Annotated in this window: 15 protein-coding genes; 6 read left to right on the top strand and 9 right to left on the bottom strand. The window is 70.0% G+C overall.

Annotation, left to right across the window (positions count from 1 at the left end):
• Positions 1 to 69 precede the first annotated feature (69 nt).
• Complete coding sequence (locus ACWD10_RS16540) at positions 70 to 732, bottom strand: TetR/AcrR family transcriptional regulator (protein WP_451091397.1); 663 nt, start codon at positions 730 to 732, stop codon at positions 70 to 72.
• Positions 733 to 813: 81 nt separating this feature from the next.
• The gene (locus tag ACWD10_RS16535) at positions 814 to 1,314 is read right to left on the bottom strand and encodes an FBP domain-containing protein (RefSeq protein ID WP_451091395.1); all 501 of its coding nucleotides are present in this window, start codon (positions 1,312 to 1,314) and stop codon (positions 814 to 816) included.
• A 914-nt stretch (positions 1,315 to 2,228) separates the two neighbouring features.
• Between ACWD10_RS16535 and ACWD10_RS16530 the strand changes: the two genes are divergently transcribed.
• Positions 2,229 to 3,155, top strand: a complete 927-nt coding sequence (locus tag ACWD10_RS16530) for an AurF N-oxygenase family protein (RefSeq protein ID WP_451091393.1) — start codon at positions 2,229 to 2,231, stop codon at positions 3,153 to 3,155.
• Between the two features lie 22 nt (positions 3,156 to 3,177).
• Entirely contained in the window at positions 3,178 to 4,893 is a 1,716-nt protein-coding gene (locus ACWD10_RS16525) for an FAD-dependent oxidoreductase (protein ID WP_451091391.1), read from the top strand.
• A 163-nt stretch (positions 4,894 to 5,056) separates the two neighbouring features.
• On the opposite strand, the gene ACWD10_RS16520 is transcribed toward ACWD10_RS16525, so the two are convergent.
• From ACWD10_RS16520 to ACWD10_RS16500, 5 genes are all read right to left on the bottom strand, one after another.
• Positions 5,057 to 6,157: a mandelate racemase/muconate lactonizing enzyme family protein gene (locus ACWD10_RS16520; protein ID WP_451091389.1), complete on the bottom strand. Its 1,101-nt coding sequence runs from the start codon at positions 6,155 to 6,157 to the stop codon at positions 5,057 to 5,059.
• Between the two features lie 4 nt (positions 6,158 to 6,161).
• Positions 6,162 to 6,332, bottom strand: coding sequence for a hypothetical protein (locus tag ACWD10_RS16515; RefSeq protein ID WP_451091387.1), 171 nt, complete (start codon positions 6,330 to 6,332; stop codon positions 6,162 to 6,164).
• Between the two features lie 3 nt (positions 6,333 to 6,335).
• A complete protein-coding gene (locus ACWD10_RS16510) occupies positions 6,336 to 7,868 on the bottom strand; it encodes a sodium-dependent transporter (RefSeq protein WP_451091385.1) in 1,533 nt (510 codons plus the stop codon).
• Between the two features lie 160 nt (positions 7,869 to 8,028).
• Positions 8,029 to 9,297, bottom strand: a complete 1,269-nt coding sequence (locus ACWD10_RS16505; RefSeq protein ID WP_451091383.1) for an NAD(P)/FAD-dependent oxidoreductase — start codon at positions 9,295 to 9,297, stop codon at positions 8,029 to 8,031.
• Positions 9,294 to 10,226 carry an ornithine cyclodeaminase family protein gene (locus tag ACWD10_RS16500; RefSeq protein ID WP_451091381.1) on the bottom strand — a complete coding sequence of 311 codons (933 nt, stop codon included), beginning with the start codon at positions 10,224 to 10,226 and terminating at the stop codon, positions 9,294 to 9,296. The genes ACWD10_RS16505 and ACWD10_RS16500 overlap by 4 nt, the downstream gene beginning before the upstream one ends.
• A gap of 115 nt (positions 10,227 to 10,341) precedes the next feature.
• Here ACWD10_RS16500 and ACWD10_RS16495 point away from each other — a divergent pair, with 115 nt between their 5' ends.
• The 3 genes from ACWD10_RS16495 to ACWD10_RS16485 all read left to right on the top strand — a co-directional run bounded on the left by ACWD10_RS16495 (position 10,342) and on the right by ACWD10_RS16485 (position 13,282).
• Complete coding sequence (locus ACWD10_RS16495) at positions 10,342 to 11,037, top strand: GntR family transcriptional regulator (RefSeq protein WP_451091379.1); 696 nt, start codon at positions 10,342 to 10,344, stop codon at positions 11,035 to 11,037.
• A 95-nt stretch (positions 11,038 to 11,132) separates the two neighbouring features.
• Complete coding sequence (locus tag ACWD10_RS16490) at positions 11,133 to 11,849, top strand: response regulator transcription factor (RefSeq protein WP_451091377.1); 717 nt, start codon at positions 11,133 to 11,135, stop codon at positions 11,847 to 11,849.
• On the top strand, positions 11,846 to 13,282 hold the full coding sequence (locus tag ACWD10_RS16485) for an ATP-binding protein (RefSeq protein ID WP_451091375.1): 1,437 nt from the start codon (positions 11,846 to 11,848) through the stop codon (positions 13,280 to 13,282). Before ACWD10_RS16490 ends, ACWD10_RS16485 begins: the two co-directional genes overlap by 4 nt.
• On the opposite strand, the gene ACWD10_RS16480 is transcribed toward ACWD10_RS16485, so the two are convergent.
• Together ACWD10_RS16480 and ACWD10_RS16475 are read right to left on the bottom strand one after the other, a co-directional pair.
• A complete protein-coding gene (locus ACWD10_RS16480; RefSeq protein WP_451091373.1) occupies positions 13,245 to 13,802 on the bottom strand; it encodes an SgcJ/EcaC family oxidoreductase in 558 nt (185 codons plus the stop codon). The genes ACWD10_RS16485 and ACWD10_RS16480 overlap by 38 nt on opposite strands.
• Positions 13,803 to 13,975: 173 nt before the next feature.
• Positions 13,976 to 14,863 carry an AraC family transcriptional regulator gene (locus ACWD10_RS16475; protein WP_451091371.1) on the bottom strand — a complete coding sequence of 296 codons (888 nt, stop codon included), beginning with the start codon at positions 14,861 to 14,863 and terminating at the stop codon, positions 13,976 to 13,978.
• Between the two features lie 189 nt (positions 14,864 to 15,052).
• Here ACWD10_RS16475 and ACWD10_RS16470 point away from each other — a divergent pair, with 189 nt between their 5' ends.
• Positions 15,053 to 15,298 (top strand): hypothetical protein, encoded by a 246-nt coding sequence (locus tag ACWD10_RS16470; protein ID WP_451091369.1) that lies wholly within the window; start codon positions 15,053 to 15,055, stop codon positions 15,296 to 15,298.

Genomic DNA, 15,298 nt, shown 5'->3' with positions numbered 1-15,298 from the left:
GAGCGGACGCGAGCGCGCGTACAGGCGCGAGCGGGCGCGTACAGGCGCGAGCGGGCGCGGCTTGAACCGTCAGCCGCCGTTCTCCCCCACAACCCCCAACGCCCCCAACGCCCCCAACGCCCCATGCTCAAGCCCAAGTTCACGCTCCGCGAGCGACACCGCCATCCGTGTCACCGCCGCCGGACGGGGCCTGGCCTCGGAGTTGGCGTGGGCGCCGAGGCCGTCGAGCACCACGAGCATCTGAATAGCGGTCACTTCAGGGTCGTCCGTCCGGAATTCGCCCCGCGCCACGCCATCCCGTACGAGCCCCTCGAGGCGGCCGCGCCAGGCGGCCTCCTGTACGGCGACGCGGTCCCGCAGGGCGGGCCGGTAGCGGCTGAGGTGCCGTGCGTTGATCCAGAGGCGGCTGATGTCGTCGTACGCCTCGCCCGTCGCGCGCGCGAAGAAGCGGGCGAGATGGCTCAGCGGGGTCCCCTCCGGCCGGTCGGGCGGCACGAGGGTGTCGAGCTCGCCGCTCGCGGCGCTGCCGAAGGCCTCGGCGACCAGCTCCTCCACCACCGGGAAGTAGTGGCTGATCAGCCCGGGCCGGACGTCGAGATCGTCGGCGATCCGCCGCAGGGTGATGCACTCCAGACCCTCGGTCAGGGCGACCCTGGCCGCGGCACTGACGATCTCCGCCCGTCGGTCGGCCGGGGACTTGCGAACTCGCTTGCGTGGCGTGCTGGACGACATGCCCCGGATGCTATTGAGCGCACGACCAACAAGCAAGCCCGGGCAGGCATAGCGCCTGTCCGGGCCCCGTCGCCCCGCCCTTCAGGCGACCCCGACCTTCACCAAGAAGGCATGGAGGTTGACCTGAAAGCGCTCGATCTTCTGCTCCAGGGCGATCGTCTCCTTGAAGCGCAGCCCGGCCCCGGTCTGCTTCTTGCCCCTCATGTAGAGGGAGCAGGCGAGGTCGGCACAGAGATACGCGCCCGCGGTGTTGCCCTGCCGCCCGGCCGCGCCCACCTTGGGGGCGGCGAGCAGGGCCACCCCGCTGCCGGGGTGCGCGGTGAGGCACAGCGAGCAGACCGTCGTCTTGGCCATGCCGCGCAGGACGCCTTGCGAGGCGCGCAGCGTGACACCGACGAGGCCGCCGTTCCGCTCGGCAACGAGATAGCCGCGGTCCGGGGCACCTGGGTCCCGCCAGCCCAGAAGGTCGAGATCCTCCCAGGGGCGCTCGGCCAGGTCCCGGGGGATGTTGATCCGGCGGGCCTCTCCCTTCGAACAATTGACGAAGGAGGCACGGACCTCCGGCTCGGTAAGTGGTTGCATGATCGGCAACCCTAGGAAGCCGGGATCGCACTGTCACCCGAATTATTACTGGTGGCCGTACTCGTCCTCGTCGTCCCATCCGGCGTCCCGGTCCTCGTCACGGATGACGTCCTGGTCCTCGACGATGAAGTCCTCGCTCATGCCGTCATGATGCCGTCCGTCGACGCCTTCTCCCAACTCCGGACACCATCTTGGCCGACAGTTTCGCCCGTGTCGGCGATGCGCACGTTTCGCGTTCCCTTCGCCCTTGCCCGACATCTTGAGAATCGTCATTCTCCGCACTACGGTCCCTGAAGGGACGGCCATTCGCTCCGGCTTCGTGCGTTCTCAACGGGGGGATGCCGGAGCGGCCGTTGCTCTGGGGGCGGCGTGGTAACGGGCTCTCGGGAGAAGCCGTGCGTCGCGCAAGAGGATCCGCCCAGAGAAGTAAGGGGCCCTCGCCGACGGGGGAACGGCGAGGGCTGTAACCAGAATGCCAGGGGCGGGCGCGGATGCGAGACCCCCCGCGGGGCGTGCGACCGGCGTATGGCCGGAATACGGCCGCTCATTGCCCGGACGAGCTGCGCTTCCGCGCCCCGGCTGCTCTTCCCGAATCGGCTGGAATCCACTTCCTGGTCGCTCGCGCGATCTTCGCCGGGCTCACGAAGGTCGAGTTGCGCCGGGCTCACGAAGGTCGGGTTGCGCCGGATGGGAGACGAGCCCGCGGACTCGGACCTGTTCGGCGAGAACTTCCTCTGGGCGGCGCTGTTCCGCCGCTAGGCGTGGCCGTCCCAGTTCCGCGCGGCGGCCCAGGGGCTGAGAGGCACCGAGAAGTCGTGTTAGACATCTTGTCAGCAACGCGATTCCGGCCACATACTTACCCGCGGTAACGCCGATCCGCACGATCTGCGCACTCGCAGGACGGGAGCCGCGCCATGGCACGAGACATCGCCGAGAGCACCACCGGGAACCAGCCCTATGAGGGCAGGGCAGCGGACAGGACGGCCGAGCGACTGCTCGCCTCGGCCGCCACGCTCGCCTTCGATCCGGCGACCGAGGTCGACTGGAAAACGCCCCTCGACAAGGACTTCCACGGCACCAGCCCGGAGTGGAGCACCCTCTACGGGACGGCGTACTGGAGTGAACTCACGGACGCCCAGCGCAAGGAGCTGACCCGCCAGGAGGCCGCGTCGGTGGCCAGCACCGGCATCTGGTTCGAGATGATCCTTCAGCAGATGGTGCTGCGCGACATCTACGCCAAGGACCCCACGGACGCCCGCTTCCAGTGGGCGCTCACCGAGATCGCCGAGGAGTGCCGGCACTCGATCATGTTCGCCCGCGGCGCCCAGAAGCTTCAGGCACCGCCGTACCGCCCGCACCGGGTGGCGGTCGAGCTCGGCCGCGCCTTCAAGACGTTGGCGTTCGGCGAGGCGGCGTACGCGGCGATTCTGGTCGCCGAGGAGGTCCTCGACGTGATGCAGCGCGACTGGATGCGGGACGAGCGCGTGGTGCCGTTCGTCCGCACCATCAACAACATCCATGTCGTCGAGGAGTCGCGGCACATGAAGTTCGCCCGCGACGAGACCCGCAAGCGGCTCGCCAAGGCCGGCTGGGTGCGGCGGCAGATCAGCGCCTTTGTGATCGCGGTCGCTTCGTACGTCATCGTCACCAGCATGGTGAACAAGAAGGTGTACGAGCACGCGGGTCTCGACCAGCGGCGCGCCCTCGATGAGGCGAAGGCCAATCAGCACCACAAGTCGATGATGCGGTCCAGCTGTTCGGGCCTGATGGACTTCCTGGCCTCGGCCCGGCTGCTCACCAAGCCGGCCCTCGCGTTCTACAAGCGCGCCAACCTGATCTGAACCGGGCGGGATCCGACACACCATGACCTTCGCCATCACCCAGACCTGCTGCAGCGACGCCACGTGTGTCGCCGTCTGCCCGGTCAACTGCATCCATCCGACGCCCGAGGAGCGGGCGTTCGGCAGCACCGAGATGCTGTATATCGACCCGAAGTCCTGTATCGACTGCGGCGCCTGCGCGGACGCCTGCCCCGTCGACGCGATCTTCCCGGCGGACAGCCTGATGGGGCCGCAGCGGGAGTACGCCGAGCTCAACGCCGCGTACTACGAGTACGGCGAGGAGGAGGCGGGCACGGAGGGCGAGGCTCAACTCGCCGAGGACAGCCCGAACTTCCACGTCTGGGGGCGGCCGACATTCGACCGGCAGCTGCCCGCCGACTTCGCGCCGCTGCGGGTCGCGGTCGTCGGCACCGGGCCCGCCGGGATGTACGCGGCCGAGGACCTGCTCCTGCACACCAACGCCCAGGTCACCCTGATCGACCGGCTTCCGGTGGCCGGGGGTCTGGTGCGGTACGGCGTGGCGCCCGATCACCCCGCCACCAAGAAGGTCGGCGAGGCCTTCGCCCGCTTCCACAGCCACCCACGGGTACGGATGCACCTCGGGCTCGAAGTGGGCCGTGACCTGACCGCCGCTGAACTCGCCGCGCACCACGACGCGGTCATCTACGCCGTGGGCGCCGCCACCGACCGGCGCCTCGGCATCCCGGGCGAGGAGTTGCCGGGCAGCCTCCCGGCCACCCGGTTCGTCGCCTGGTACAACGCCCACCCCGAGGTCGCGCCGGACGCGGTCGCCCCGACCGACCTGTCCGGGGAACGCGTGGTGGTCGTCGGCAACGGCAATGTTGCGCTCGACGTGGCCCGGATCCTGGTCTCCGACCCGGACGCGCTCGCGGACACCGACCTCGCCGGGCACGCCCTGTCGGCACTGCGCGCCGGCAGCGTCCGCGAGGTGGTGGTGCTCGGCCGCCGCGGCCCCGAGGACGCGTCGTACACCCGGTCCGAGGCGCTCGCCCTGAAGCATCTGCCGGGCGTCGAGCTGGTCGTGGACGACCATGATTCGCGTACTGGTGCGGCGATCGACGCGGCCGCGCCGGGCGACAAGGCCGCCGTGCTGCGGGACGTCACGCGCCGCGAGGTGGACTGGTCGCGGCCCCCGGAGCCGGGGCGGCGGATTGTGTTCCGCTTCAACTCCTCACCGGTGGAGTTCCGTTCGGGCTCCGACCAGGACGCACGAGTCGTACGGGTCACGGGGGCGGGGGCAGGCTCGGGCACGGGCTCGGGCTCGGGCGAACAGGACATCCCGGCCGGGATGCTGCTCCGGGCGATCGGCTACCGCGGTGTGCCGCAGGCCGGGCTGCCCTTCGACGAGGACTCCGGCACCGTGCCGCACGAGGCGGGGCGGGTGACGGGGCACCCGGGAACGTACGTCGTGGGCTGGATCAAGCGCGGCCCCTCCGGCGGCATCGGCGCCAACCGCTCCTGCGCCGCCGAGACGGTCGGCACGCTGCTCGCCGACGCGGTCGCCGGGAACCTCCCGACGACCGCGCATCCGGCGAAGGCGTTCACCCGTCTCGTCCGGCGCCGCAACCGCCACGTCCTGGACGCCCGGGGCCTCGCGGCGATCGAGCGCGCCGAGATGGCCCGGGGGCGGGACGCGGGGCGCCCGCGGGAAAAGCTCGCCACCGTCGGGGAGTTGGTGGCGGCCGGACGCGGCGGGCGCCGGTGGTTGCCGCGCTGACGTGCTGACGCGTCGTACGTCCGACGTGCCGTTGGTCAGACGTACGACGCGTCAGACGTACGACACTTCAGACGTACCGCGCGTCACACGAACCGCGCGCCACACGAACCGCCCGTCAGACGCACCGCGCGTCACACGAACCGTGCGTCGGACGAACCGTGCGTCACTCGATCTGGAAGACGGACTCAAGCCCCTCGGTCCGCACGGTGATGCCCAGGCCGGGGCCGGTCGGCGCCGCACCGCGACCGCGCTGGGAGCGCGGCTGGTACCCGGCGACGTGTCCGTCCGTCCAGTCGTTCATGAACGAGGCGTTCTGGAAGTTCTCCGGCCTGGTGCTCGCCGCCAGATGGCTCACCGCCGCGCTCACGATGTCGCCGCCCCAGGTGTCCTCGACCGAGACCATCAGGTCCAGGTCCTGCATGAGGTCGCGCATGCGCGCCGCCTGGGTCAGCCCGCCCACCCGGCTGATCTTGATGTTGATGGACACGGCCCCCGCGTCGGACTTCGCGCGGAAGACATCGCTCGCGGTGACGATGGACTCGTCGAGCACCAGCGGCAGGCTGGAGTGCCGCATCGCGAAGACGCAGTCGTCCGTCTCCCGGCAGGGCTGCTCGATGAACACCGGAAGCCCGGCCATGGCGCCCACGGCGATCTGGGCCGCCCGTAGGTTCCAGCCACCGTTCGCGTCGGCCACCACCAGGGTGTCCGACGCGGCCGCGTCGACGACGGCGCGCGTGCGGTCCGTATCCTCCAACGGATCGTTGCCGACCTTGAGTTGGAACCGCTTGATCCCGGCCTCTTCGCGGCGGACCACGAAGTCGGCCATCCCCTGCGGCGACGCCAGGGGCACGGCCTCATAGAGGGGGAAGTCCTCCTGCAGCACACCGCCGAGCAGTGCGGCGATCGGCTGCCCGCAGACCTGGCCGAGCAGGTCCCAGCACGCGACGTCCACGGCGGCCTTGGCGTAACCGCCGCCGAGCAGAACGCCGTCCAGCGTGCGCCGGATCGCGGACACATTGGTCGGGTCCTGGCCGAGCAGCGCCGGTGCCAGGGTGTGCAGCGCCGCGCGCACCTCCGCCCAGTGGGTGGGCAGATACCGGTTGCCGAGGGGGGTGATCTCGCCCCACCCCTCGAGCCCCTCGTCGGTCCGCAGGCGGACCAGCGTACCGACCTCGGAGGTGGCGGCCCGACCACCCGACATGACGTACTCGCCGTGTGCGTAGCGCAAGTTGTAGCCGAAGCAGTCGATGCCGGCCACCTTCATGCCGTTATCCCTTCTCCGCTCCGTCGGCTTCTCTGCTGTCGGCGGTGGTGTCGGTGTTCTCTCCGCCGTTGCCCCGGTCCTTCTCCTTGCGCCATGCGGCGTAGCTGAGCCACACCACCGCCAGCACGGTCCCGCCGAAGAGAATCAGCGTCCAGAGCGTGGTTTCCGCGTCCATGGGTCAGGCCTCCTGTCCCTGGTTGGTGGGCGCCAGCTGTTCGTCGCCCTCGTCGTCCGTCACTACGCTGCGCCTGATCCTTCGCGAGAACACGTTGTTGAGCAGCAGCATCACCAGGAAGACGAGCGTCCACTGGAGCACCATCGTGCCGATGCTGAACGTCTTGAACGGGTCGTACCAGGTCTGCGAGGGGTCGGTGACGGACAGGTACATGAACCAGCCGAACACCGCGGCGAACATCAGCGGGAACAGTCCGATCAGGACCTTCCACCAAGCGCCGACCTTGAAGTCGCTCGCGAGGTCGAGCGCGCGCCGGGCACGTTCGAGGCCGAAGCGCATCATCGCGATGGCCGCGAACAGACCGCTGATCAGCAGTCCGACACCCCAGACGTTGTCCTGGTTGGTCAGAATGTCCAGGTCGAGCGCGGAGGGGATGCCTCCGACGAGCGTGACGAGGACGATCACGATCACGGCCGGCTTGCGCTTGATGCCGAAGTCGATCACGTTGCGCGCGGCGAGCTCCATCATGGAGATCAGGCTGGACAGACCCGCGAGCACGAGGACGAGGAAGAACAACGGCGCGAACAGCCAGGTTCCGCCCGGCATTTGACCGAACAGCGCGGCCAGGTAGACGAACATCAGCCCCTGGTCGCCCGAGGCGGCCGCCTCCTGCGCGTAGAGCGGCGACTGCACCGCGAAGACCGTGCAGATGACCGCGGTACCGGCGAGCAGCGAGGCCAGGTGGTTACCGGCGACGACGATGCCCGCGTTGAGGGCGAAGTCCTCCTTCTTGCGCATGTACACCGAGTAGGTCAGGTAGAGGCCCCAGCCGGCACCGGTGGAGAAGGCGGTCTGCACGAACGCGCCGAGCCACATCTCGCCGTCGAGCATCCTGCTCCAGTCGGGCACGTACAGGTAGCGCAGCCCCTCGCCCGCTCCCGACAAGGTCATGGCACGCACCGCGAGCAGCACCAGAATGATGAACAGCAGCGGCACGGTGATCTTGAGGACCTTCTCCAGGCCGCCCTTCAGGCCGCGGATCACCACGACGCCGACGAGGACCGCGGCGAGCACGTGGAAGAGGATCGTCTGCGTCGGGTTCCCGACGAAGTTGTCCCACAGGGTCTGTGTCTGCTCCTTGCCGACGCCCGAGGAGAACTTGCCGCTCACCGCGTACACGAAGTAGCGCAGCGCCCAGCCGCAGATCACGGTGTAGTAGAAGAGGATCCCGATCGTGACCACGGCCATGAAGCCGCCCATCCAGGCGAACTTGCGGCCCATGAACTCACGGAACGCGCCGATGGTGCCGAGTCGGCTGCGGGATCCGAGGAACGACTCCGCCATCAGCAGCGGGACCGCCCATATCAGGTTGGTGAGGACGACGGCGATGATGAAGACACCGCCACCGCCTGCTCCTACGTCGCGGGGGAACCGCCAAATGTTGCCGGTTCCCACCGCCATTCCGATGGCGGCGGCCACGAACGCGAAGCGGCTGGAAAACACCTCTTGCTTCGGGCCGGATGTCTGACGCGCCATGATCAGATTCGCTCCGTTTCAGCTGGATGGGGACTACCGCGCCCTGCCAGGCCAGCGCCGCACCTCGTGATCGCTCTCCCCCTTACGACGGGTGCAGCTGTGATCCTTGACGCGTGGGAGTAATGTTTTACACCTCACTGGCCGATTTGCAAGGGTCCAGTCAGGAACTTCTGCGGCGGCCGAAGCGCCGCGGGGTGAAGGGAGCGGCGGTGCCGGCCACCTCGGCGGCCCGCTCACCGCCCTTGACCTGGGCAGCGATGATCTCCGCGGTCACCGGTGCCAGGGTCACGCCGAGCATGCAGTGCCCGCTCGCAACCAAAACGTTGTCCTTGCCCGGCAGCGGCCCGATCACCGGCAGCCCGTCGGGCGTCATCGGACGCAGCCCTGACCAGCCCCGGGGGCGCGAAGCCGCCGGGAAGTCGGGCAGGAACTCATGGGCGGAGCGGACGATGCCGCCGAGCCGGTGCGGGTCGATGGTGGCGTCGAAGCTGCCGAACTCCATGGTTCCCGCGAACCGCAGCCGGTCCGAGAGCGGCGTGACGGCCACCTTCGCCTCACCGAGATACACCGAGTGCCGCAGGGCCACCGCACCACTGGTGTCGTCGAACCCGTACCCCTTGCCGGGCTGAATGGGCAGGCGGAATCCGGCCAGCTGCGAGAGCCGGGCGGTGTACGCCCCGGCCGCGAGCACGAAGAGATCACCGTCGATCTCCTCTCCCCCGGCGGTCACCGAGGTCACCTCGTGACCGCGGGACCGTACGGCGGTGACGCGCCGGTCCTGGAGGATCCGCACCCCGAGGTCCCGGCAGCGGCTCTCCAGACCCCTGACCAGACTCACCGGGTCCACATGCCGTTCCTGCGGGCACTGCAGGCCGCCTTGCACCTGGCCGCTGAGTGCGGGTTCCAGATCCCTCAGCTCGTCACCGGTCAGCGGGACGGCGGTGTGGCCGATCCGCTCCAACGGCGCGGTGTCCGCCTGGTATCCGCGCATGGCCTCCCGCGTCCGGAACACCATGAGTTGACCGGTGCGGTGGTACTCGAAGGGCACACCGTCCTTGTCGTAGGCGTCGAAGAGCGGGACGGTGCGTTCGTTCAGGGTGGCGAGGGCTTCCAGGCCCTGGTGGAAGTCCCTGCTGTTGCAGTGGCGCAGCATGCTCGCCATGAAGCGCACGTGCTCGGGGCGCGGGGACGGCCGGACGTAGAGGGGACTGTCCTTCCGGGCCATCCAGCGCAGCGCCTTGCCGACCATCCCGGGGGCCGGGACCGGGGCCGACATGATCGGCACGATCCACCCCGCGTTGTGGGCGGAGGCTCCGGCCTCGCCGCGGGCCGCGTCCACGACCGTGACGGTGAGGCCGTCGCGGGCGAGCCGGTAGGCGGTGGCGAGGCCGATCACTCCCCCGCCGACAATCACCGCATGGTCCGTCATCGTGGTCCTTCCGGCAGGAACTTGTCGGCCAGGAGGCGGGCGAGGGCCCAGTCCTGGACGGCGACGCCCACGGTCTTGAACACGGTGCGCTTGGCGTACTCCGCATTGGCGGCCGTGAGTGCGGTGCCGAGCTCCGTGAGGTCGTTCTTGGTGAGGGCGCCCGCTTCGAGGGCGTGGATGATCTCGCCGGACTCCTCCAGGATCGCGTCGAGTTCATCGATGACGACGGTGCTGCCCGCGAGCAGGTCGTCGGGGAGTTCGCGCATGGTGGGGCGGTACGCGCCGATGGCGTTGACGTGCACCTGTGCGGGCAGCGCGGACTCCGGGAACAGCGGGGTCGTCGCGTTGGTGGCACAGCAGACGATCTCGGCGCCCTGGACGGCGGACGCCGCGTCGGCCGCGGTCAGGAGCTCCACTCCCGGCAGTTCGGGGGCGAGCGTCTCGATCAGCGCCGCGGCGCGGCGCAGGTCGGCGTCGACGACGGTGACCTGGCGCAGCGGCCGGACCGCGTGGACGGCGCGGACCTGGTCGGCGGCCTGCCCGCCCGCGCCGATCAGGGTGAGCCGTCCCGCGTCGCGCGGGGCGAGGAGATCGGTGGCGACACCGACGACCGCACCGGTACGCAGCGCCGTGACCGTCCCGGCGTCCGCGATCAGGTGGTCGAGGCGGCCGGTCTCGCTCCAGACCACGGTGCCCGCGATGGCGGGCTTGCGGTCGAAGTTCAGGCTCAGCGTCTTGATCATCGCGGAGGCGGTGGACCGGTGGTGGGCCGACATCACGAGGAACTGGCCGTCCCGGAGCGCGGTCCGGGTGGGCATCTCGAACTCTCCACCGGCGAGATCGACGAAGCCTTGCCGTACGGCGTCGATCGCCTCGTTCATCGTGACGGCCTCGCGGATGTCGCGCTCGCCGACGGTGATGGTCTTCATGGCACCTCATTGGCCTTGGAAGCGGGAATGCAGAGTAAGGTATTACACCTCACGGTGCGGGACAAGGGTCGGCATCCCCCTCCCCCACCTGGGTGTTCCGTGTTATGCATGAGGTGTGACCACACCGTATTCCCGCGCCTCCACAGGCCCCGCCCAGAACCCGCGCCTCAAGTCCGTCAGCCTGCGCGAGCAGGCACGCGAGGCGGTGCGCACCCAGATCGTCCTCGGTCAGATCGAACCGGGGCAGGTGGAGAGCGTCATCAATGTGGCCGGAAGGCTCGGCGTCTCGGTCACCCCCGTACGCGAGGCGATCATGGACCTCGCCAATCTCGGCATGGTCGAGATCATCCGTAACCGCGGCTTCCGGGTCCCGGTGCTCACGGAGCACGACCTCGACGAGATCTACCGCGTGCGCACGATGCTCGAAGTACCGGCGATGGCCGAGCTCGTCCAGAACCTCGACGGCGCACCCGTGCCGGAGTTCCGTCGGCTCGCCGAGCAGATCACCGAGGCCGCGCGGGACGGCGAGCTCACCGCCTTCCTCGACCTGGACCGGCAGTTCCACCTCGGGCTGCTCGAGCTCCTCGGCAACCGGCGCCTCGTGGCCATGGTCGGCCAGCTGCGCGACCAGGCCCGCATGGAGGGCCTGCAAAAGCTGGCGGACCAGGGCGAGTTGACCCACTCCGGCGAGGAGCACATCGCCATCGTGGACGCCATCGAGGCGGGCGACGGCGAGCTGACCGCCGAGCTCATGCGCAAACACCTCACGCACAGCCGCGGCATCTGGGCGGGGCGAGCGGAAGACTCCTGAGCGCCGGAGCCGCCGCCCACACCCTGCGCCGACGGCTGACGAACACAATGTGCATTAACTTTCAATAAAACCTGAGGCCTCACTAGGGTGGGCGCGTGCGCATTCTCCTGGTGGAAGACGATGAGCCGGTAGCCCAGTCACTCCGTCGCGGCCTGGTCCGCTACGGCTTCGAAGTGGAGTGGGTCACCACCGGCCGGGCAGCCCTGTCCGCCGAGCAGAGCTACGACCTCGTTCTGCTCGACCTGGGCCTGCCCGATGCCGACGGGCTCGACGTCTGCCGGGCGCTACAGGCCCGTGGCGACGCGGTCCCGATCATCGTGATCAGCGCCCGCAGCGATGAGACGGACCGGGTCGTCGGCCTGGAGCTCGGCGCCGACGACTACGTATCGAAGCCCTTCGGCGTGCGCGAAGTGATCGCCCGCATACGCGCGGTGATGCGCCGCGTCACGGCCGCCGCACCCGTACAGGGGCAGTCGCCGGACGCCGCCGGACCCGACCGGTACGGGCCACGCCTCACCGTCGACCGCAAGGCCGCCCGGGTACACCTGGACGGTGCGGAGGTGGCGCTCACGCCCAAGGAGTACGACCTGCTCGCCTTCCTCACCGAGGAGCCGGGCGCCCTCATGTCCCGCGAACAGATCATGGAAGCCGTCTGGGACGCCAACTGGTTCGGTCCCACCAAGACCCTGGACGTCCACGTGGCCGCCCTGCGCCGCAAGCTCGCGGAGGCGATCACCATCGAGGCGGTACGGGGCGTCGGGTTCCGCCTGGTCGTCAACGAGAACGGCAGCCACGCGGGGAACCCGGCATGATCCGGCAGCTGATCGTCAGCTACGTGCTGCTCGTCGCCGTCGCCGTCGCCGCCTTCACCGTGCCGGTCGCCTTCACCCTCACCGACCAACTGCGCGGCGACACCGAACTGTCGGTACGCCGCGAGGCCACGACGATGGCCCTGCTCCTCGCCGATAACGACCCCGCGTCGCGCGAGGCACTGGTGCGGATGGCCGAGGCGTACGCGGACCAGACGCCCGGCTCCGTCCAGGCCGTCACCGCCGAGGGCGCCGCCGTGGGGACGCTGCCCCGGCCCGCCCGCTCCGGCGCGGCCACGGCGTCGGCGCCTTCCGAGGCGTACGACACCGCTCTGAACCGCGCCCTTCACGACGGGAGGACCACCGTCGACTGGGGGTCGCAGTTCGTCTGGGGCCGCGAGCTGACGGTCACCGTTCCGGCCCGGGAACGCACCGAGCCGCGCGCGGTCGCGGGCGCCGTGCGGATCACGTACCGGACCTCCGATCTCACCGAACGGCTCTGGACCATCTGGGGCTTCCGCGCCATCCTCGCCGTCGCCGTCCTGGGCGTGGCCGCCGGGCTCGGCGCGCTCGCGGCCCGGCGCCTGACCCGGCCGCTGCGCGAACTCAACGCCATGGCGAGCCGGTTCGGCGACGGCGATCTGACCGCGCGCTCCCCGGTCACCGGACCGTCCGAGACCCAGACCCTCGCCCGCACCCTCAACCAGGGCGCCGAGCGCCTCGACACCCTGGTCGCCGCGCAGCGCATCTTCGTCGCCGACGCATCGCACCAGCTCCGCACGCCGCTCACGGCGCTGCGCCTGTCCCTCGACAACATCGCCGACGGCGTCGACGAGCCGTTCGTACGCGAGGACGTGGACCAGGCCACCGCCGAAGTGGTCCGGATGAGCCGCCTGGTCAACGGGCTCCTCGTGCTTGCCCGCGCGGAGGCCCAGGTGTCGGCCGCCGAGCCGCTCCCCCTGCGCGCCGCGGTGGCGGAGCGGCTCGCGGTGTGGCGGCCGGCCGCCGACGAACGCGGCGTGACGATCACGCTCGTGGGCCAGTGCGACGCCCAACTGCGGGTGGTGTCGCACCCGGGCCATCTCGAGCAGATCCTCGACAACGTGCTCTCCAACGCCCTGGAGGTCTCCCCGGACGGCGGCACGATCACCGTGCGGGCCGAGGTGCACGCCGAGGAGGTGGCCCTGGAGGTCGTGGACGAGGGCCCCGGGATGTCGGCGGCGGAGCAGTCCCGCGCCTTCGACCGCTTCTGGCGCGGCCAGGGCCTCACCGGCAAGTCCGGCTCCGGCCTCGGCCTCGCCATCGTGAAGCAGCTGGTGACGGATGACGGCGGCACCGTCTCGCTGCGGGACGCGCCCGGCGGGGGGCGCGGCCTGTGCGTGCGGATCGTGCTGCGGCTCAGCTCTCGGGCGGCAGCACAGAGGAGTGGTGGTTGACGATCAGCCATGTGCCGTCGCGCTTCTCGTACGCGTACGTGTAGCGGGCCTGGACGGTGCTCTTCTCGCCGGTCTTCGGGTCGGTGAGGTGGAACGCGTACAGACCGGCGTCGATGGCCGAGTCCTCGTCCAGGACGTTGATGACCGAGCGGACGATCTCGCCCTTCGGCTTGTTCTCCTGGAAGTGCTCGAAGTAGTCGACGATCTGCGCACGGTCGGTACGGATCTTCGGCGAGGCGGTCGGCAGCAGCACCGCGTCCGGGGCGTAGCGGTCGGCGACCCGCCCCGCGTCACCGGTCCGGAGCGCGGCGTTCCACTGGTCGAAGAGCCCCGCGATCTCCTTCTTGGTGGCCTCGGCGGACTTGCCTGGCTCGGCGGGGTCGGTGGCCTTGGCGGCGGCGGCCTTCGCGCCCGGATTCTCCGCGGCCGTGGCGCTGCATCCGACGGTGAGGGTACCGGCGGCGACGAGCAGGGCGGCGCCGGTGACGAGGGTGGTCCGGGCAGGTATCTGACGCTTCATGACACATCCTTGGGTGAGCTGCGTTCCCCGTTTCTGCGGGGGTGCTCTCACCGTCGCTGGATGCCGGTTAGGGCCGGTCCAACGGGCATGCAGGAGGCGTCCAAGATCCGTACAAGTCGCGGAGCGTGCGCACGAGTTCACGCATCTCGCCCGTGACGCCCCGCAACGAGCCCTCAGCCCTGAGCGGCCCGCTCCACGGGAATCCACAGCTGGGCCGTGGCCTCGCTCCGGTCCTCGCTCACGTCGGCCCGCACCAGCTCCGGGCCCGGACGACTGCGGTACGGGTTGGACGGGAACCACTGCGTGAACACGTCCCGCCACAGGTACTGGAGCGTTTCCGGGAAGCTGCCCTCGCTCTCGAACACGGCCCACGTACCGGCGGCCACATCGAGCGCGGCGAGGCCCTCGGGCACCGGACCACCGCGCACCACACCGTGCCAGTAGTCCAGTTCGGTGCCCTCGGCCCGGCTCTCGTCCACATTGATGCTGGCGCTCACGACTCCGTCGGGCTCCTGATCGGACAGCTCGGCGAGACGGTCGAGCTCCGCCCAGCCGATGCCACGCAGGAACTCGACGATGGCGGGGTTCATCCCCTCGTGCACGAGCGGCACCCGCGTGGTGTGTCCCACGAGGCGGAACTCCGGCTTTTCCACGACCCGATAGCGCATGCTGGCGCTCCCTTCGACGATGAGGCGGAAGGACATCCGGGGCTGGGACCGCAGCGTCGCGCCGCGGCGCCTTGCCTCGCCCGGGCCGACCCCGTGCTGGGCGCGGAACGCCCGGGCGAACGCCTCGCCCGAGCTGTAGCCGTACCGCACGGCGATCTCCAGGAGCGTCCGCCGGTCGTCGAGCACCTCCGCACCGGCGACGGTGAGCCGACGGCGGCGGATGTACTCCGACAGGGGCATCCCGGCGAGCGCCGAGAACATCCGTCGGAAGTGGTACTCGGACGTGACGGCGATCCGTGCGAGCTCAGCCATGTCGACCGGGCAGCCCGGCTCGCCGGGATCGCCGAGGGTTCGCTCGACGTACTCCATGGCCTCGTTGAGGCGTTCCTGCACCCGCGACTCCTTCCGCTGACGTTTCCGCACGCTAGGGATCACCGATACTCCCCGACCCGACATCCTGTGCCCGCTCCGGTCTGGCCGAGACCGGGGGTCCGGGCGTCCGGGGGCGCTTAGTAGGGTCGTGAGGCATCAGTACGCGGTACGAGAAGCAGCACCAGAAGCAGTACGAGAAGGGTCAAGTCAGTGGGCGTCTTCGTGGTCATCGTCGGGGTGGGGCTGCTCGCCCTGATCGTCATCGGCATCGTGGTGGTGATCCTGGCCAGCAACAAGAAGAAGCAGCAGACGCCGCCGCCCGGCCTCGCCTACGGCTCCCCCGTACCGCCCCCGCTGCAGTACCAGAACCCCGCCCAGCCGCCTCAGGCTCCGCAGGGTCCTTACCAGCAGCCTCAGCAGGCCCCGTACCAGCAGCCGCCGCAGCACGGCGGGTGA

This window comes from Streptomyces sp. NPDC002851 (assembly GCF_053591935.1).
Note: the sequence above shows the minus strand (reverse complement) of the source record. Positions and strands in the feature narration are given on the sequence as shown.